General features: G+C 47.0%; 15 protein-coding genes. 3 read left to right on the plus strand and 12 right to left on the minus strand.

The window, feature by feature from the left end; genetic code table 11:
* The first annotated feature begins 1 nt into the window (after nucleotide 1).
* The 3 genes from RJ60_RS05475 (at nucleotide 2) to RJ60_RS15515 (ending at nucleotide 2,582) form a co-directional block, all read left to right on the plus strand.
* Nucleotides 2–1,099 carry an aspartate aminotransferase family protein gene (locus tag RJ60_RS05475; protein WP_099830039.1) on the plus strand — a complete coding sequence of 366 codons (1,098 nt, stop codon included), beginning with the start codon at nucleotides 2–4 and terminating at the stop codon, nucleotides 1,097–1,099.
* Between the two features lies 1 nt (nucleotide 1,100).
* Nucleotides 1,101–2,228, plus strand: a complete 1,128-nt coding sequence (gene lysA, locus RJ60_RS05480; protein ID WP_099830038.1) for a diaminopimelate decarboxylase — start codon at nucleotides 1,101–1,103, stop codon at nucleotides 2,226–2,228.
* Between the two features lie 189 nt (nucleotides 2,229–2,417).
* Nucleotides 2,418–2,582 (plus strand): hypothetical protein, encoded by a 165-nt coding sequence (locus RJ60_RS15515; RefSeq protein ID WP_165775367.1) that lies wholly within the window; start codon nucleotides 2,418–2,420, stop codon nucleotides 2,580–2,582.
* Nucleotides 2,583–3,798: 1,216 nt separating this feature from the next.
* On the opposite strand, the gene RJ60_RS16495 is transcribed toward RJ60_RS15515, so the two are convergent.
* The 12 genes from RJ60_RS16495 to RJ60_RS05550 form a co-directional block, all read right to left on the minus strand.
* Entirely contained in the window at nucleotides 3,799–4,659 is an 861-nt protein-coding gene (locus RJ60_RS16495; protein ID WP_374704105.1) for a metallophosphoesterase, read from the minus strand.
* A 2,654-nt stretch (nucleotides 4,660–7,313) separates the two neighbouring features.
* Nucleotides 7,314–8,291 carry a Gfo/Idh/MocA family protein gene (locus RJ60_RS05500; protein WP_099830034.1) on the minus strand — a complete coding sequence of 326 codons (978 nt, stop codon included), beginning with the start codon at nucleotides 8,289–8,291 and terminating at the stop codon, nucleotides 7,314–7,316.
* Nucleotides 8,292–9,302: a Gfo/Idh/MocA family protein gene (locus tag RJ60_RS05505; RefSeq protein WP_099830033.1), complete on the minus strand. Its 1,011-nt coding sequence runs from the start codon at nucleotides 9,300–9,302 to the stop codon at nucleotides 8,292–8,294.
* A 21-nt stretch (nucleotides 9,303–9,323) separates the two neighbouring features.
* Nucleotides 9,324–10,088, minus strand: a complete 765-nt coding sequence (locus RJ60_RS05510) for a PHP domain-containing protein (RefSeq protein ID WP_099830032.1) — start codon at nucleotides 10,086–10,088, stop codon at nucleotides 9,324–9,326.
* A gap of 10 nt (nucleotides 10,089–10,098) precedes the next feature.
* Nucleotides 10,099–11,208, minus strand: coding sequence for an alkaline phosphatase family protein (locus RJ60_RS05515; protein ID WP_099830031.1), 1,110 nt, complete (start codon nucleotides 11,206–11,208; stop codon nucleotides 10,099–10,101).
* Complete coding sequence (locus RJ60_RS05520; RefSeq protein WP_165775366.1) at nucleotides 11,205–11,918, minus strand: endonuclease/exonuclease/phosphatase family protein; 714 nt, start codon at nucleotides 11,916–11,918, stop codon at nucleotides 11,205–11,207. The genes RJ60_RS05515 and RJ60_RS05520 overlap by 4 nt, the downstream gene beginning before the upstream one ends.
* 41 nt (nucleotides 11,919–11,959) lie before the next feature.
* Nucleotides 11,960–13,060, minus strand: a complete 1,101-nt coding sequence (locus RJ60_RS05525; RefSeq protein WP_099830029.1) for an alkaline phosphatase — start codon at nucleotides 13,058–13,060, stop codon at nucleotides 11,960–11,962.
* A 13-nt stretch (nucleotides 13,061–13,073) separates the two neighbouring features.
* Nucleotides 13,074–13,910, minus strand: coding sequence for a carbohydrate ABC transporter permease (locus tag RJ60_RS05530; RefSeq protein WP_207759748.1), 837 nt, complete (start codon nucleotides 13,908–13,910; stop codon nucleotides 13,074–13,076).
* A gap of 2 nt (nucleotides 13,911–13,912) precedes the next feature.
* Nucleotides 13,913–15,163 carry a carbohydrate ABC transporter permease gene (locus RJ60_RS05535; RefSeq protein ID WP_099830028.1) on the minus strand — a complete coding sequence of 417 codons (1,251 nt, stop codon included), beginning with the start codon at nucleotides 15,161–15,163 and terminating at the stop codon, nucleotides 13,913–13,915.
* A 45-nt stretch (nucleotides 15,164–15,208) separates the two neighbouring features.
* Nucleotides 15,209–16,453, minus strand: a complete 1,245-nt coding sequence (locus RJ60_RS05540) for an ABC transporter substrate-binding protein (RefSeq protein ID WP_099830027.1) — start codon at nucleotides 16,451–16,453, stop codon at nucleotides 15,209–15,211.
* A gap of 12 nt (nucleotides 16,454–16,465) precedes the next feature.
* Nucleotides 16,466–17,611, minus strand: coding sequence for an ROK family transcriptional regulator (locus tag RJ60_RS05545; protein ID WP_099830026.1), 1,146 nt, complete (start codon nucleotides 17,609–17,611; stop codon nucleotides 16,466–16,468).
* 74 nt (nucleotides 17,612–17,685) lie between these two features.
* Nucleotides 17,686–18,507, minus strand: coding sequence for a hypothetical protein (locus RJ60_RS05550; RefSeq protein WP_099830025.1), 822 nt, complete (start codon nucleotides 18,505–18,507; stop codon nucleotides 17,686–17,688).
* Nucleotides 18,508–18,909: the final 402 nt, after the last annotated feature.

An 18,909-nucleotide genomic window follows, 5' to 3' on the forward strand; every position in this document is an offset into this window, starting at 1 on the left:
AATGCTTTCAAACGTATACTCACCATTTCCTCTCGAGATAAAGAGTGCACACGGAATAAGAATCAATACTGACAGGGGCGAGTTCATCGACACATTTGCAGGAATAGGAGTACTCGCTTTCGGTCATACGGATGAAGCAACGATTGAAGCAGTCTCCAGGAAGATGGGAAGGTATTCTCACACATCAAACTACTTTCTCGACGATGATGCCGAAAAGCTTAGTGAGAGTCTCCTGAAATTTGTCAACTCCAGCGGCGAGGTGTATTTTTCAAACTCCGGCACCGAGGCCACAGAAGCTGCGATCAAAGCTGTAAGGAAGTTGAGAAAGGGGAAAATGATTTCCTTTGAAGGTAACTTTCATGGGCGAACCATCGGCGCTCTCTCTTTGACACATAGTGAAATACTGCGAAGGCCTTTCGAACCGCTTCTCCCCGACGTCCTCTTTCTTCCCAAGAATGCGGAGGCATTTTCTGAATCGGTCAAGGAAAATGAAATCGCCGCCGTCTTTGTAGAATCGATACAGGGAAACAGCGGAGTCTACTTGTATCCTTCCGAACTGATCGAAACGATTGAAGTACTCAGGAAGGAGAAGGGCTTTCTAGTGGTCGCCGATGAGATTCAGTCAGGCCTTTGTAGAACAGGCGAATACTTTGGCTATCGGAATTACGGATTGGAACCGGATATTGTAATACTGGGAAAAGCCGTTGGAGGCGGCCTGCCTCTTGGCGCAACTGTCTTCAGAAAGCTATCACCGTTTTCTCTCGGAGATCACGGCTCAACATTTGCTCCGAACCCTCTCAGCCTTGCAGCAGGGCTCTCAGTTGTGTCTAGAATGAATTCAGCCCTTCTCGAAAGTGTTAGAATAAATGGAGCGCGTCTTATGCAAAACCTCAAGAGTCTTCCTTGGGCCAGGGGAGTTCGAGGTAAGGGTCTAATGATAGGAGTCACGACCGAAAACCCTAACGGGGTGAAAGGCCTTGCCTTTGAAAGAAAGGTCTTGCTCAATGTAACTGGAGGGAGCGTAAGGTTTTTGCCAGCGCTTAATATCAGGTCTGAAGAGATTGATGAGATAACGGAAAGGCTGAATTTTGGAGGTTGAGATGATTGATTTTCAGAAGCTTGCTGGTGAATTCGGTACGCCGCTATATGTATACGATGCAGAAAAGATAAGAAAGAGAATCGACAAAGCAAAGAGGGTTTTCGAGGGGCTGGATGCAGAGATAGTCTTTGCGTTGAAGGCAAACAGCAATCCCGCTCTTCTAAAGATAATGGCAGAAGAAGGCATTGGTGCGGATGTTGTTTCAAGAGGTGAGCTCCTCGCATCGAAAATGGCCGGCATGAAGCGAATTCTCTGGAATGGTAACGGAAAGACCCATGGAGATATTGTGCATTTCACAAATCAGGGTGTTGACACTGTCTGCGTCGACTCGCTGCAGGAACTGCCTCTATGGGATGGGATAGATGTCGTGAAGCTTCTAAGAGTCAATCCGGATGTTGACGCGCACACTCACCCACATATCTCGACAGGACTCAAAGCCCACAAATTCGGAGTTCCAATCGAAAAGGTCGAGACGGTGGCCGACAGGATCGATGGCCTACATCTTCACATTGGATCTCAAATCACCGAAGTAGAACCATTTGTTGACGCCTATTCCAAAGTTCTCGAATGTGCTAAGCAATTCGGTTTCAAGCACATCGATCTCGGCGGGGGCTGGGGTATTAACTATGAAGGCGAAGAGCTTGATATAGAAAAGTTGCGGGCGGCCGTCTCGGGAATGTTCTCTGACTTCAATGGGAAACTGATTTCAGAGCTGGGTAGATTCATCATCGGTCCGGCAGGATACCTCGTGACTTCAGTAGTGAGTGTTAAACCCTCGGAAAAAATCTTTATCGTTACCGATGCAGGGATGAATGCACTGATAAGACCTGCCTTATATGATGCTCATCACGGCGTTATAGTCCTCTCCGGCACCAAGAAGACGGCAACTGCCGATGTTGTCGGTCCTCTTTGCGAAAGCGGCGACATACTTGCAAGAGGCCGGAAGCTCGAAGTGCCTATACCAGGTACGGCAATCGTATTCGAAAACGCCGGTGCCTACGGCTTTTCTATGGCAAACAATTACAATGGTATGCCGCTGCCCGCAGAAGTACTCGTCGATGGTGATTATGTCAAACTTATCCGCAGACGCCAAAGTATAGAAGAACTCTTCACAAATGTGAAGCTGTGAAGAACCGTTCTTCGTGAGCCTTACAAGGGAAATAACATCTGGCGTCCGACGACTCAATTGAGAAAAAACACTTTCGAGACGTTCGCTACGCTCACGGAGAAGGCGAGTGAAAAGTCAGTCACTGCTGGAATTAGACGCAAGGCGCCGAAAGAACATCGGCGGACGCAAGGCTGGCTTCGCCAGGTCGCAATGCCCGGAGAAGCATCCGGGGACGCAAGGCTGCCTTCGGCAGGAGGCGATTTTGAAGCCTGTCTGTTCGCACAGACCAGTTTCGGCTTTGCGAGACCAATAAGAAGCATCGAGAAAGAGCTGGTAGAGACGGTCGCTGCGCTCACGAGAGAACCGAGATCCTGACCGTTATTATGTCAGAATCACATAAAAAACGGCTGTCATCCCGTAGAGCCTGCTCTGACGTGATCCTGTTCAGGGCAACTGATTGGGATCTCGAGTCATAGATCCGCTGAACGATTTGATGAGAAGTCCTCCGTCAGCCGTCCAAGAGCAAGGACCCGTCCTCCGATAAGATCAATCGAGAAAGAGCATTGTCGAGACATTCGCTGCGCTCACAAGAAAGCGAGAGAAAAGCCAGTCTGCTTACGCAAGCCAGTCACCTTCGGTGGCCAGTCAGGCTTCGCCTGGCCAGTCTTTGCTTCGCAAAGGCCAGTTCCGCTTCGCGGGCAAAATAGCCGTTGGACGCTTAAGAATGAGGACCCGCTGAGCGCTGACGAAGACAACGTTGTACGTCAACGGTCTGCCGTCCTCCGAGAAGACCGAGACCGCTGAACGCTTAAAAGCGGTGAACCCGCTGAACGCTGTGAAGAGCCGCTATGCGCTTAAGATCAAGGCCCCGCTGAACGCTGTGAAGAGCCGCTATGCGCTTAAGATCAAGGCCCCGCTGGACGCTGTTTAGAGCCGACTTTGAAAGCAAACCCGAGAACCTTTTTCTTAAGGAAAGAGCACTGTCGAGACGTTCACTGCGCTCACGAGAAGACAAGAACTCTCTCCTGTTTCTCGTACTCTCTCCTCCTCTTGTGCTCTCCATGCTCTTCTTTGAAACAGACACCTCCGCCACTTCGTGGCCCTTCTCCCTCAAGGAGGACCTAAGATCATCATCCAAAGAGCTTGATAGGTCTTGAAGCTCTGCTCGGAGAACGGTGAACCGATAACGGATAACCGTTTCTTATTCAACTCGCAACTTGTCACTTGCAACTGTTTCAAAGATCGAGATCCTGGCCAGGTACACGCCAGCTACTGAAAGTGAGAAATGGCTTTCATCCCCGTAAAGCTGCTCCTAAATCCGCTCGCTTTGGTCATCCCGTAGAGCCCGCCCTGAAAGCCTGCCCCAAAATACTCCTGTTTGGGGTCTCCTGTTCAGTGCAATTGCAAGGGATCTGCTTTCTCTCCTTGTTCTTCGTAGTCTCGAATATGGTCTTTCTCGAAGCGAAGCTTCATCTCAAACTCAAAGCGTCTTCTCGCTTTCTAGGTTCGCTTTCGCTCCGTTGGAGAATGGCTAAGCGATTACGGATAACCGTTCATTCTTTTCAGTTGCATCTTGTAGTACTTGCAGCTGCTAGAAAATCGACGAGCCCTTCGGCTCGACTTCTACAAGTTCGATGATTAGTCCTTCTTCTACAACTATTCTTCTGTATGCCAGTTTGCCGTCAGTTTCCACTGCCCTCTTCGTGGTGAGTGAAAGAGTGTTAAGTGAATAATCGATCGCATCGCTATGTCTATGACCAAAAAGAGCCAATGCTACGTTGCTCCTAGTGAAGAGATCAAGCAGCTCTCGTCTCTGTTCAGTCTCCTCAAAAAAGATCCATCTGTCATCGTAGAAGTTGTGATGGCCAAAGAGTATGATTTTCTCGCTTCCTATTCTCTTCAATTCTTCTGTTATCCATTCCATTTGTTCTTCAGACACTACTCCGCTCACAAATCCATACTCTGAATCGGCCGTATTTAGGCCCAAGAAGTGCCATGAACCCCACTCGAAGCTGTAGTAACAAGGCCCAAATAACTCTTCCCACAATTCCATCCCATTTATCCTGCCTGATCTTTGTGTATCGTGATTACCCGGAACAATAAACACGGGAAAATCACAATATTCAATGGTCTTCTCCTTTATGAATTCCCAGTCAGTTGTGTAAGCAAGGGCGGAACTGGAAAGATCGCCTGTTATCAGCATGAGATCGGGGCTCTCTGCCCTGATCTCGTTCAGCAGTCTCTCGAACAGGAGCATATTCTCCGGCTTGCTTAGCAGGTCGAGATGTGGATCGGTAAGATGGACGATGGTAAAGGATTCATCAAGAGACCCTACTCTGACAGCATTTTCTTCCAGCTGCCTGTAAACTACCCCGGAACTCGCTGCAAGAACCTCGAGGGAATAAAGACCTTCAGTAATTCGATCTGGAATTACGTACGTGTGTTCAGCGATCTGCGATAATTCATATGCGTTTCCCGTTCTGCCCATTAGTCTTGCTCTTTGCTGTGAATAACCTTCCTTTGTTATTACCTCAAGAATGCGATTATCACTGAGATATGGGAAAGCGAATCGCGGAGAAACGATGAATTTCTCTTCAGCAGAAATGCTCTCAGATGAAGGCTTTTCCTTCAGCGAGGTGCTTGTCTTAACGATATTCCATCCGAGATTTGTCTTCATTGTGAAACCCAGTGTACTTTCATCGAGCCAGAATGGATTCGTGGTCAAGAAAATGTCCTTCGTTGCTGCAGTAATCGTATAGTCGAAGAGATCCATGATGAAGACTTCGACTTCTCCTCTGTAATCGGCAACAAATGAAAGCTTTGTACCATGGGGTGACCATACCGGAGAGAATTCGTTGAATGAACTGCTGAGAATTCCAGTTGTCTTACCGGTTCTCATATTGAAAGCCACTATGTCCCAGTCTTTTCCGTTCCAGTGCTGGAAGGCAAGATCGTTACCTGTAGGGGATAATGTAGGTGACCTCGCATTCTCAGCGACAGTCGTCCTCTCACTGGACGACAAATCCTGTTTCACAACAAACCATTTGCCATCTCTTCTTTCCGAGTAAAGCAAGAAGTCCTTCTTGGGAGAGATTACGGGTTCAATCTGGTCATATGACTCCGATGTCAGAGTCCTGATTTCTTTGGTTGCTGCGTCATATGAATATATCTTCCAGTCAGCGTTTTGATCATCAGGCAAGATTCTTCCTGCAAAGAGCAGCACATTGTCCTTGAGGTAAGGGAATTCGGCTTCCCCCGGGAAGGGTATCTTGCTTGACACGTTTCCCTGAACGAGTTCATAGATTGCAGGCGGATAGTTTTTGGTTCTTGTTCCCTTTTCCTTGTATAGGCTAGCAAAAACCTGTTTTCCATTTGACGCCCCAGCAATGTTAGAAGAAAAGAAATCATTATCGGACGATGACAGCTGAGTTATGGCTTCCACGTTCTCAGGAAGTACGAGATCTCTCGTCTCTTCTTTCTTTGTGGTTTCAGGTTCTTCCTCTGTCGGAGTGAGTAGGTCCTTTCTTGTAATTGTAGTTAAGAACAAGATCCTGTTTTCTGTCTGTTCACGAATATCTTCGTCAATGGTGGGTCTGACATAGAACTCCCCTTCATTATCCTGGATCAGGACTCCCTGTACTGCAACGAAGCTTCCATCGCCAAGAGCAGATATGTCTATGCCGGCATAGTCATAGAACTTCACTCTCATTCCAGAAGATACGCTGTCGAAATCACGGTCTGACGGTCCAGTCAACCAGAATCCCCTGGTGATTGTTTCATTGTCGTAGGCGCTTATCTTCCCGAAAATCATCACCAACGAACCTTCGAGATTTCTAAGCTGGCTCTTTGCAGAATCTGTAAATATGATCGCAGGATCCGGCAATGTCTCTCCTTTTCTGATTATCTCAATATCATCAGGAGAGGCTGGTCTTATGACAAGGCTGTTTACATCTGTTGTATAGCCGACCGTGGTGAGTGTTCCCTTTACTCGTACAAGATCACCTTTTTCTACGAGCGGCTCCTTGAAACCTTGAGCATAGATGAGGATACCGGCGCTCTTGTCCGTCAGAGCGAAGTAATTAGCCGAGTCGTGCCAGAGGCCTGAACTAACCATTGCTATCCCTTCAACCTCAACGATGTTGTCTAGAAACAAGTACCTACCTTCGGATCTCTGTCGAATATCATTGATAGTAACGGTTATCGGGTCTGTGCTTTCGGCAATAGCTTCTTTTTTCACTTGCCTTTCTTGAGGAGATAATAATGTGAAGATGTCGTAGCTGCCCGCACCATCAGGTCTGTTCAATCCCGAAAAATACAGTATCTGTCCATCGGTCCACAGACTTCTTTCGTCGAGAAATGTATTCATTTGCTCTCTAGGATGCTCTATACTCCTGGTGTAAGGGTCCCAGCGATAAATATCGTAGCCTCCGATTGAGTCATCCCTTGCCGAATCAAACCATATAGAACCGTCAGGAGCAAGGAATACCGACCATTCATCGCCGCCGGTGTTAAGAAAGCTGAGATTCTCTGGCGATGACCATTTCCCGTCGATTGATTCAGATCTCCAAATATCTCTTCCTCCGATAGGCTCCTTTCCGTTGAAGGTGCCTCCCGACGTGAAATATGCGATAGTCTCGTCTGAGTTCACCCATATATCCCATTCCTTCTTATCCGTGCTGAGTTCAGCAACTAGAGTTCCTTCTTCCCAGCCACCCTTTTCTTCATCAAATACCGATCTGTAGAAATCATAGTCAGTATCGGCCGAGTATCTACCAAAATACATAACCAACACTCCGTCATTTTCTATCACACAGGGGTTAATCTCGTACTCCGATGTATTGATATCGCCCGGAAGCCACTGTGGTTCAGCCCATTCTCCGTTTTCAAGCGTTGTGTAGTAGATATCGTAGTTTGTCCCGGCGAAGTAAAGAATGTCGTCGTGAAGCCACGGCATCCTCTCTATTCCACTCGAGCAAAATGGCAACATCTGCACTTTTATCTGACCAAAAGTCATGATGCTCATGAGTGCGATTGCCAAAACGAGCAATGTTCGTTTACCTTTCAAAGTTTTCACCACCTTTAGTCGTCTTTCATAATGGGGTGCTGCTAATGATTAACTTGAATAGGTTCATGTGTTCTTCCGCTTTCATATGCTGCTAGAGCCACTCTTAGAGCTTCAAGCCCATCTTCTCCTGAGGTCAAAGGCTCTCTTTTCTCGACTACAGAATCAACGAATTCCTTAACCAGCGCTCTGTCGAAACTGTCTCCGAAATTCTCCCAGAAGACTCCTCTCTTGTTTGAGAAGACTCTCAGCTTCGCATCAAAGGCGCTTATCTTGAGCGAACCGTCTGTACCGACAAGATTGAGAGTGACATCTCCCCAGTAAGGATAGGCTTCAGGTCTTGACCAGCTGCAGTCGAGACTCATGAAGGAATCGTTAGAAAGACCTAGCAGGAGGAGGCCACAGTCTTCAACTGGGATGTCGTAGATGAGTCTGGCGTATTCGGCCGATACCTCTTCAATCTCAACATCTAGTAGCCAGCGGATAATATCCACAACGTGAACGGTATGATCCATAACCGCCCCTCCGCCGGAAAGCTTCTCATCCACGAACCATCCTCCGGGCATTCTTCCATGATTTGTAGCCGAGACCGAGAGGATTCTGCCGAGCCTGCCGGTTTCTATTTCCTTCTTTGCCTGCTGAATCGACGGAGCGTATCTAACGGGGAAGGCCATCTGAAGGACGACGTTGTTTTCTCTCGCCGTCTGCAGCATCGATCTCGCGTCTTCTTCAGTTGTGGCAATGGGTTTTTCACACAGCACGTGTTTGCCATTAATCATTGCAAGCTCCGCATATTGCTTATGGAATGAGTTTTCGGAAGTAACTACGACCCCATCCGAGTTTTCAATTAGCTTCAGAGGATCGTCAAAGCGTTCTATGCCGAAGAGATTCGAGGTCTTTGCGCTTCTAGAAGAATCTTGATCAAATACACCCGTAATGCTTGTTTCTGAGAGAGACTGAATCTGCCTTATATAGCTGTATCCGTGCGTGTGGGCTATTCCAAGAACCCCAATCCTGAACACCTACACCACCTCCAGGAGCTTCACAGGTCTCCCGCTTTCTGCAGATCGGTTGGCGGCCAGCGAGATCTTCAACGCCTCAATAGCCTCATTACCATCAACGGGAACCTTTCTTTCTTCTTTCACCGCTTCTATGAACTTCTGTATGTGTAATCCATAAGGATCATTGGCTGTGGGGGTGCTCTTTGAGAAAGACGGGAGATCCTTAGACGCAGTCTGCACCCTAATAGTGAAATCCTCATCGCTGTCGTAGGTTATCATTCCATCTCTACCCACGAATTCGAAAGAAGTTGTGAATTTCGAAGGAGCGTTTTCCGGCTCTGCCCAGCTGCCCTCGACATGTGCCAGCGAACCGTTTGCGAATTTGACGACAGCTATGGCATGGTCTCTGTTTCTGCCTGGATGAGAAGGAGTGTTTTTCACGCTTCTTGCGGTTATGGACTCTACTTTTCCCAGGACCGTTCTCAAGAAGTCGAAGTCGTGAATGGAAAGATCAAGAAGAACTCCGCCGCTTCTAGCGAGTTCGTCGAACCAATTGTTCCAGCCGTGCTTTGGAAAGACACCACCGCGATACATCCTTGCCATGACCACCGTGCCTATCGCTCCGTCTTCCATAAGGCTCTTTGCCCTAGAGTAAGAGTCAAAGAATCTCACTACATGATTCACACCCAGCAGAACGCTGTTTTGCTTGCAAACCTCAACCATTTCTAGAGCGTCTTTGAGAGTACGAGCTATTGGTTTTTCGCAGAAAACATGCTTCCTGTTTCTTGCTGCTTCCACCACAAGATCCCTGTGTGTATCCGTAGGTGTACAGATACTGACTACCTCTATTTCGTCATCGGTGAGTATCTCCTCCACAGTGGATGCTTTTGAAGAGGTGAGTCTTGCACATTCCAGAGTCTGTTCCCTTGAGAGACTCGCTACTGCTTTCACATTGACGTCTTGCAGGCTGCTGTACGCAATGGAATGAACCTTTCCCATCATTCCACAACCGATAATCCCAACGTTTGTCATACAAGTTCCTCCCGAAATACTCTATATTTTCAAGTTAATCGTCTCGATATCGAGAAAATCACTTTCCTTCAGATCGAGTTCCTGGATGACTCTTTTCAGATAGCTCCTCTTGGAAACCTGCTCAGGTATGTGGGAATCTGTTCCGTAGGAGAAAGCAACTCCCGATCGTTTCATAATATCCAGAACTTCTAATCGCGGCGTTTTTGATGGCTCATGTATTTCGAGTGCAATATCGTTTGCCTCGAGATCCTTTGCCAATCGCGAGTACCAGTCAAACGTGAAGTACTTGTGAATGATCTGCCGTTCAATCTCCCTCTTCTTGTCGAATCCCGGATCGTGATCAAGAAGAGGTAGAAGCGGGAGATAGCCCTCGACGTGCCCAAGAATCTGAAAGCCTCCTCTTCGTGCATTTTCGGCAATGATACCTTTGTAAGCTTGCCAGTAATCTTCACTGTTTGTTCCCTCTAGCGGAACTCTGTGAAGACTCGCAATGATGTACTCTATTTCGCCCATCATAAAAGGGAGTAGTATGCCGCTCTTCCCGAGCCCGGTTTCCACGCCGAGATGAGCGGAGATGCCGAGCCTCCTGGCGCTTTCTTTGAATGCTCCGAAGGCCTCAAGATAGTCTTTTGTGAATTCTATGCTGGATGGATGGTTTAACTCAAAGTGATCAGTCACGCCACATACACTTACATTGCCTTCCAAAGCTTCAAGAAGCCGGGAAAAAGTCATCTCTCCGTCTGAATAGCTTGTGTGCAGATGATAATCAAGTTTTGTCAGATTCAATTTTCAAACCTCATTTCTTCAGTGAAATTCCATCGAAATCGACAGATGATTTTATGTTAAGTAAATCGAGGGTTGTTGGCGTAATGTCGACTAGAGTACCTCTCTCTACACAGTTCTTTGTCTTGTGAATATCTCTAAACATGAACACGGAGGGCTCCTCGTGGAAAGTTCCGTGATATCCGAAAAAAGACCCGGGCCTTCTCGACTTCAATGAGTTTGAATATCCTCTTTTCAAACAGAAGGCGATGTCAGCATACTCGGGGTTGTGCAACTTCTTCATTTCTTCTTTTGTATAGACTCTATCTGTTACGCTGATTTTCCTCAGAGCATCCACGAGCAGAGCTGTCCTATTCATTGCTTTTTCCGTCAGAGTGTAGATGTTTACGGTTGGGTATTTGAGCATAAGAATGTCAGTCTCTTTAGAAACCCTCTTTCCTTCCTTACCAAGTTCGGCTTCGAGACCGATCCTGGCAATAACTTCACCTAGATCAAGATCCGTAGGATTTTCGGCCAATGACATGGAGTGATCGGAACTAATGACTATAACGAATTCTCCAAATGTCTCTTCAAGAAAGTCGGCTAAAAGCTTCAACTCGCCATCTATCTCTTCCAATTCTCTTATCGTCTTGTGGTGAAGAGGTCCGTATCTATGCCCCGCACTATCCAGAGACTGATAGAGGCAGAAGATAGCGTCATACTTCTTTTCTTTACTCTCCTTTGTTAGCGCCTTCCGTATTGCATTGCTTCTGTTTCCGTCAACCTGGACATGCTTCACTCCCTTTCTTCCCTGAAGCATGAAATGCTGTATCGAGAGGATGGTGTAGTTGTTTTCGTATAAACAGTCGGTTATTGGCGCTCTTTTGAGATCTCTGAGTCTACCCTCCACTCTCATCTCTTCTCTGTTCAGGATAGTGTTGGAGTATATGCCGTGTTTTTCGGGATATACACCCGTCAATATGGTGCTCATCATGGGTGTGGTAAGTGTAGGAAAACACGATCTCATATTCCTCACCACGGAACCAGTCTTGGCAACACTATCCAGGAAAGGAGTCCTGGCCTTCTTCAACACCTCCGGACCAAGCGAATCGATAGTAACGAAGAGGAGAGGGATATTCTTCATTTCAGGACCAGCCTCGAAACGACGGGCAGATGATCCGAAGCGTATGAAGCTACAGTGAACGCATCGACGATCTCGAAATAGTGATTCACGAAGATATAATCAATCTGCCGGCCCGGTCTATCTGCCGGTATCGTATGAAGACTCTTGTCAAGCGCATGATTCACCGAATTGAAGTGGTTAAAAAACTCGGGGACACCGTACTGCAGATCATACCACTCGGCGTTGAGATCGCCGGCAATAATCGCCGGAATCTCTTCGTGCTCAAGATACACCTCGAGAATCTTTCTGAGTTCCGTCTGGATTTCCATGATCCCGCCGAGACCGAGATGCGTGCCCATCACCAGGACTTCCCGGCCCTCGATCTCTGTGACGATTGCGGAACAACCTCTATCCACGGCAAGCATCCATTCTGGTCTCGGGAGCACAAAACCAAATTCGGCCGTTATCGGGAATTTACTGAGAACAGCGTTGCCGTAGTTGCTCCTGCCCTCCGCCAGACTGAAGAAGTAGCTCATGTTGAGTTCCTTGGCAATAATCTCTGCCTGTCTCAGTCCTGCGCTCCTCGGATTTTCCTGATCGACTTCATTGAGAATAAGAATATCTGGATCTACTTCCCTTATGGTCTCGACAACTCTGGAAAAATCCAGGACACCGTCTATTCCCAATCCGTGCCTTATGTTGTAGGTCATGACAGTCAGAGATGTTCCCATCAGAGTCCCTCCAAGGAATATTGAAAACATAAAGCAAAAAACTATTCTGCGCATATAATCACATCCAATAGTCCGCAGATCTTTCGAGGAATCTCCTTCAAATGGTAAAATCCCGTGAAGACATGCGATCCTTTGCCGTAGGCAATTATAGGCACATAGGCAGCAGTGTGGTCGTTACTCGACCAGCTCAAGGAAAAGTCACCATCGGGTTTGCCATAAGGCACCGCGACTCCTCCGGTCTCGTGGTCTGAAAGCACGATCAATAGATCGCTTTCCAAAGAGAGCTGTGAAAGCAAATAAGAGAGTACGTCCCTGAAGGCAGCCAGTTCGGCCAGCACGGCCTCTGAATCGTTGACATGAGAAGCATCGTCAATTCTGCCGGCCTCAATGACGAGTAGCTTGTTTCTCTCTTCCTGCATGAATACAGCTAAAGCCCTTTCGACCATTTCCAAGAGAGTGGGCTCACCGGGAATCAATTCATTCTCAAAGCTTTTGTCTCCCATGGTTACAAGGGCAACGGTTCCCTTCAGCATTTCGGAATCCGGAGATCCAATCTCCTCGAAATTCAGTCCAAGAACCCTGTAGCCGCTGTCTATGAGTTCGTGTATTCTGCTTCTTGGCGTCGGTTTCTGAGTAAAGGGATTGATTCCCAGCTCTTCAAGACCACCGGCAAAGAACAAATCGAGGGGACTTTCCATTAGAAAGTCTGTAATTACATCCGTTTCCTTCCTTTGCGCATGAGCGTAAAGGGCTGCCGGAGTGGCGTCGTAGTAACGTGTGTTTGTAACCAGGCCGAGCCACCAACCCTTGTCTTTCAGGATATCCGCCAGCGTCTTCACTTCTTCTCCTAATGCATTCATGCCAAGATACCCCGTCAGTGTCTTCACACCGGAAAAAAACGCGGTTGCGGCGGCAGCCGAGTCGGTTACAAGATTATCTAGAGCCTCATTTCTGCCGATACCGACTACGGGACTGTGGCTTCCCATGACTTCTCCAGTTACCAGTTCCGATATGTATAGATGGTTAAAACCCATCCCGTCACAAATCAGGATGACGATATTCTCAGGTCTACTGCTTTCCAGCGAGAGAAAAACAGAAGAAAAGAATACTAAAAGCATAAAGAGAGTCGAGAGCTTTTTCATATTACCACCCCTACTAGCCCTTCAAACCGGTCATCGTAATACCCTCGATGAATTGCTTCTGCAATTTGAGATACAGCACCACTATCGGTATAACGGCCATTGCGGCGGCCGTGATCTGAAGGTGCATCAAATCCCCGTAACGCTGGGTGAAATACTGTACTCCGAGTTGAACAGTCCTGTGTTCATCGTTGTTAACAACCAGAAGAGGCCACAGGAAAGCGTTCCAGGTCGCCATAAAAGAGAAGATCGCCAGCGCAGACAGTGGTGCTCTTATGTTTGGAATCACGATGATTCTAAAGATCTGAAACTCGGAGCATCCGTCTATCCTGGCCGCATCTATCAAGTCGTCGGGAATAGTGACAATGAATTGCCTCATGAGAAATACGCCGAAGATGCTTACTGAACCCGTTATAATCAGAGCCAAGTAGGTGTCTACGAGCCCCAGATTGTAGATCATGATATACAGCGGGATTATGGTAACAGGAAAAGGAATCATCATCGCGCCGAGCAGAGTCTTGAAAATCGAGTTTCTTCCTCTGAACCTGTATTTTGCAAAGGCAAAGCCGGCGAGGCTGGATGTGAGCAATGTGAGAGTGACCGCAACGGTAGTTATTAGAATGCTGTTCAAGTAATACCTCAAAAAAGGAACGGAACTGAATACTTCGGCGTAATTCTTTAGGGTGAATCTGTCAGGCAGGAACTTAGGGGGGAATCTCATAAGCTCACTTTGATCTTTGAATGTAGACAAGATCATCCATACAAAGGGCATAATCATTATTATTGAAAATGCTATCAAGAGAGTATATGAAATAGAATATACAATTATGTTGCTCTTCCTCTTCGATCTCAAGGTCACTCCTCCTTGAAAATCTTTGTGACCCTCATCTGAACAAGAGTAATCACCAGTATTATTGCAAACAGAACGATTGACATTGAACTAGCATAGCCCATCTGTAGCTTATTGAATCCCGTCTGCCAGATGTAGAAGACAGCCGTTTTCGTATCTGCATTTCCTCCCGTCATCATGTATATCTCCGTGAAAACCTGAATCGCGCCGATCGTCGAAGTTATGAACACAAAAACAAGAGAGGGCTTCATGAGCGGGATTATGATGTTCTTGACCTTCTGCCAACGCGTTGCTCCGTCGATATCCGAGGCTTCCAGAATGATACTAGGTATGTTGTTCAGCCCGGCCAGGAAGATTATTATGCTGTATCCAACGGACCTCCAGACTGAAACAAACACAACTGACCAGATGGCTATTTCGGGATTGCCCAGCCAGTTTATCGGCTCCGCCCCGAAGAGTCCTATGAGATAATTCGCTACTCCGTAATACGGATGATATATCCATGTCCAGATAACGCTTATCGCAACAACCGATGTCACGGCCGGAAGAAAGTATATCACTCTGAATACGCTCTTGAACTTCGGGATAGAGTATATGAGGAGAGCAAAGAAAAAGGAAATTACGATTTTCACGGGTATAACGCCAAGAGCATACTTAAAGCTTATCCAGAGCGATCTCAGAAAATACTCGTCTGTAAAGGCCTTCCTGAAGTTCGCAAGCCCCACGAATGGTTTGTTCGGCACGAGGATATTCCACCTGTGAAACGAGATAAAGAAAGCGAACATTGCCGGGAAGAAAGTAAGAAAGCAGACTCCAAACAGGGACGGCAGAATGAAGAGATACGGAGCCCTCTTCTTATCCGGAATCAGTCTTACGACGGCAACGAGAACCACAACGCTGCCGATCAAAGAGATCCACCATCCGTAACCGGCAATGCCCAGGAAATCGAGGAAGAACTTTGATCTTAGAACCTCCTGCCATTCAGTTCTCATGAAGATGATCGTGATGTTCAGCACCAGCAAAGAGACAGCTGTTCCAAGAAGAAATGAGATCTTCCCTATCGCAAGGAACAGTGCAAAAAGGCAGACCAGGACAATATAGACGGGCAGGAGGTTAAACGCACCCCAAAAAGAGAAGTCAGCAACCCTATACACAACTTCTCCCGATGCGTAGGGCAGGAAGAAAGAGAGAATTATTAGTAACAACCCTGCAGCTATTAAAATTTTACTCAGTGAATTATCTGATAGCTCTACCATTGAAAGACCTCCGAATCAGGCTTGCCGCTAGACCCCGGTTTAGGATCAGAATATTCCAAAGGTCTCTTCGAGATACTGGTTGATTTCGTTTATCGCCTTCTTGAGCGCTTCCTCAGGATCGGCCCCTTTGTTGATTATGCTGTTGTACGCCGTTTCCCTAAGAAGAGCCGCCGGATTTCCCCAACCGGCAGAGAACGTTGGCACAGCATAATTCAGTGAATCCAGAATCGGGCTCAACAAAGGATCATCTGCAAACTCGGGATCATTGATCACGCTATAATAAGAAGGGAGTTCTCCTGTATCTTTGAACCACAGTTTCTGGGCTTCGGGCGAGCTTATAAAAGCAAGCCACTTCGAAGCGATCTCCGGAGTTCTGCAATCGCTCATGAGAACAAGAGCCCAGCTTGTCAAAACCGAGCTTCTGCTTCCTGTCTCGGGGTGCGCCGGAGGGAGTGCGGTTCTGAATTCGAGATCGGGATGCCCGCCGACCTGGAAAGAACCGACCATTGCTCCATGTCCGAACACCATAGCTTCTTTTATCTGTCTGAATCCCGTCCACCTCGAACCAAATTCCGGTACATATACTTCATGTTTCAGCACTGCATCAGTCAAGAATTTCAGGCCTTCAAGCTGAGCATCTTCGTATGCGACTTTCTTTTCTTCATCGCTTGCCCAGAATGTTGCGCCTGCCTGCCTCATGAAACTCTCAATAACCGGTTCGTAGCCTTCAATTCCCAGCCCTGATTGAACCATCTTGTTTCCTTCCCAAATCGTCAGCTGTTTTGCGTACTCAAGGAGTTCGGTCCAGTTTTGAGGAGGGCTATAGGGGTCAAGACCCGCCTGTTCGAAGAGATATGGATTGTAGAAGAGAACAATTGTCTGAACATCTGTCGGAAAGCCGTACAGCTGACCATCGATAATCAGCTTGTCAATAGCCGCTTCTATGCACTTCTCTCTCATCTCTTCCGCCGTGGCGACACTTGCATTTATTGGTTGAATCAATCCATAACCGAAGAACTCCTCCATCGCCGTGGCTGGAATCTGTGCGACATCTGGCCCACTTCCCGCTGCCAGAGCAGCAAGTAGCTTAGTCTTATACTCTGAATATGGTATTGTCTGAACCTTGATTTCTACATCGGGGTTTTCCTTCATGAACTCTGAAGCCATTTCCATGATAATCATCGCTCTGCTCGGTGAATGGTGCATCCAGTGGACGATAGTTGTTTTTGCCATTGCAGAAGTAATCAAGAGCAACGAGGCAACAAAAAGTATCATAACTCTCTTTCTCATAAAACGCACCTCCTAAAAGACTCCCAGTATTCTCCCTACTGAAACAGCGAGGGGTGTTCTCAAAAGCTTCTGTTCTGTAACCTTAAGAATCATCATTTCGAGCTCGGTGTGGCCCAGCGACATATCGAACACTTTCTTTCTAAGATAATCAACCGCTTTGTCGGAGAAGAAAGGATTGCGGCTGTTGAGCACTATCGTTTCAAGCCCGAGCAAGTCGACAACATTTGCGATAGCTGCTGCAAGTTTGTCAAGTAGTTGTTGAAAGGCTCTCACGTATTCTTCGTTGCTGTTCTCCGAATATAGTTCATTGAGAAACCGCAAGAAGGAACGATCGTCCATTTTCAGACTTCCGTTCGGCACCAACCCGGAGAATCTGTCGTGAAGGTTTTTGGGATCGAAAAAGGCAGCAACACAGCCCTTTTTGCCGCACCAGCATTCGGGACCGGAAGGGTCTACCTGAAGATGGCCGAATTCTCCTGCTCCGCCATGTGGACCTCTGAAAATCCTTCCGTTAAGCACGAGAGAAGCTCCGAACTCCCTGTCTATATATAATGCGTCTCTTAAGGGAATAGAGCCCAGAAGCATTTCTGAAACCAGCAGGGCGTTAGCGTCATTCTCTATCTCAAGTGTTGTTTTCCACTCATCGCTTAGCTTCTTAAGATTTACCGTTTCACTCTGCGTGTAGAAGCTCTTCACGACATTGCCTGTCGATTCATCCACGATCCCCGGAGTCACGATGCTGAAAACGAGAACCGCAGAGATACTCTCATCGAAGCTGTTCCGAATAATCTTAGGTATTTCGTACAGTTTGTCCAGAACATCATATCTTGAATGATCCAGAGATCTTGCGTGCTTAACTCTGCCTGACAAATCGCCCAAGACTATGTTCATCGTTTTGGAATGTATGTGAACTCCGCCGACAAGCAACTCTCCGTTATTCACATTCAGCACCGAATACGGTCTTCCCTTGTGTGTGGACGGCACCGGAGGGCTATCCAGAACAAAGCCCTTTTCAATGAGTTGCTGAGTGAGTCGCGAAATAGTAGCTTTGCTCAAATTCGTTGCTTTGGCTATGGATTTTCTTGACAATCCGCCTTCATTCCTCCAGAGTTCATAAAAGACATCCTTTTCCGCCTTGGACAAACTATGCAAAGCCATCACCTCTCGAAATCGGAATCAAAGCCTGCTCACCATCAAAGACAATGAACAGGCTCGGCAAAAAGAGACAGGTTCTATTCTAGTTTGGCAATGAAAAGATCGTAGCTGCCCATACCATTGGGTCTGTCAACAGTCGAGAACACTATTATTGTGCCATCTGTCCACAAACTTCTTTCATCGTAGAAAGAATTGATCATCATCTCGGGATGACCAATTTCACCCGTAGAGGGATCGTAGAAATAGATGTCGTAGCCCCCTATGGAATCGTCTCTTGATGAATCAAACCAGATCTTTCCTTCAGGGTCGACGAATACAGACCATTCATTGCCACTTGAACTGACTTCATTTACTCTTGTCGGGGTAGACCATTTGCCGTTTTCCTTCTCGGAAACCCAGATGTCTCTCACGCCTGTTGGTTCTAGTCCACCAAAGGCACCCTTTGTGGTGACGTAGGCCTTTGTTTCATCGCTATTTACCCATATCTTCCAGTCTTGAGTCTCTGTGCTCAGTTCCAGGACAACCTCGGGTTCTCCCCATTCGCCCATTTCTTTATCGAAAACCGACCTGAAGAAATCGTAATCCCTGTCTGAACCAGTATATCGACCGAAGTACATCACGAGTTCGCCATCGTTGTTTCTAATTACGCATGGACTGATCTCGTTCTGAGAAGAGTTTATAGCTCCCTTCACCGGTTCAGGCTCACCGCAGTTTCCGTCATTCCAGGTTGCCTGGTAGATGTTGTAGCCCTGGGTAGCGAAATAAATCGTGTTTTCGAAGACCCACGGCATTCTGTCCACACCAGAAGTGTTCACAGATAGAAGCTCCGCTTCGATCAAAGCGAAAGCCGACGAGAAGACCAATAAGACAGCCACCAAAACTAACATAGTTCTTGCCATTGGAAGCACCTCCTTGAATCGCGCACTATTCAGTCGAAAACTGTAGGCTTCATCAAATAAGCAAAGAGAAGTATTTTGTTTCATAGCGAGACTAGCACACAACTAACTTTATATGAGAAGAAGAGAAAAACCAAATCCATCGTGAGGGAATCAGCCATCGAGAATAAACTAGAAGCCCAAATATCCATGAATAACCGATTATTGTGCAATCAAGTAGCAGCTATATTTTGTTGCATACTGAAACTTAATAGTCATGATTACTACAGAATTGCGCGTGTTTTACTCGATACAGGATGTAAAGAGCCGCTGAACGCTTTGAGGAAACGTCCGCCGTAAGCCATCCAAGAGCATGGATCCGTTCATTGAAAAGATCAATCGAGAAAGATCACTTTCGAGACGTTC

The organism is Mesotoga sp. B105.6.4, from assembly GCF_002896535.1.
Taxonomy (GTDB): domain Bacteria; phylum Thermotogota; class Thermotogae; order Petrotogales; family Kosmotogaceae; genus Mesotoga.

Bases quoted from the DNA above. Each gene is read 5' to 3' on its own strand.
- RJ60_RS05550 (WP_099830025.1), bottom strand. From the start codon at position 18,507: ATGGCAAGAACTATGTTAGTTTTGGTGGCTGTCTTATTGGTCTTCTCG.
- RJ60_RS05505 (WP_099830033.1), bottom strand. From the start codon at position 9,302: ATGACAAACGTTGGGATTATCGGTTGTGGAATGATGGGAAAGGTTCAT.
- RJ60_RS05515 (WP_099830031.1), bottom strand. From the start codon at position 11,208: ATGAAGAATATCCCTCTCCTCTTCGTTACTATCGATTCGCTTGGTCCG.
- RJ60_RS05520 (WP_165775366.1), bottom strand. From the start codon at position 11,918: ATGGGAACATCTCTGACTGTCATGACCTACAACATAAGGCACGGATTG.
- RJ60_RS05525 (WP_099830029.1), bottom strand. From the start codon at position 13,060: ATGAAAAAGCTCTCGACTCTCTTTATGCTTTTAGTATTCTTTTCTTCT.
- RJ60_RS15515 (WP_165775367.1), top strand. From the start codon at position 2,418: ATGCCCGGAGAAGCATCCGGGGACGCAAGGCTGCCTTCGGCAGGAGGC.
- lysA (WP_099830038.1), top strand. From the start codon at position 1,101: ATGATTGATTTTCAGAAGCTTGCTGGTGAATTCGGTACGCCGCTATAT.
- RJ60_RS05535 (WP_099830028.1), bottom strand. From the start codon at position 15,163: ATGGTAGAGCTATCAGATAATTCACTGAGTAAAATTTTAATAGCTGCA.
- RJ60_RS05475 (WP_099830039.1), top strand. From the start codon at position 2: ATGCTTTCAAACGTATACTCACCATTTCCTCTCGAGATAAAGAGTGCA.
- RJ60_RS05540 (WP_099830027.1), bottom strand. From the start codon at position 16,453: ATGAGAAAGAGAGTTATGATACTTTTTGTTGCCTCGTTGCTCTTGATT.
- RJ60_RS05545 (WP_099830026.1), bottom strand. From the start codon at position 17,611: ATGGCTTTGCATAGTTTGTCCAAGGCGGAAAAGGATGTCTTTTATGAA.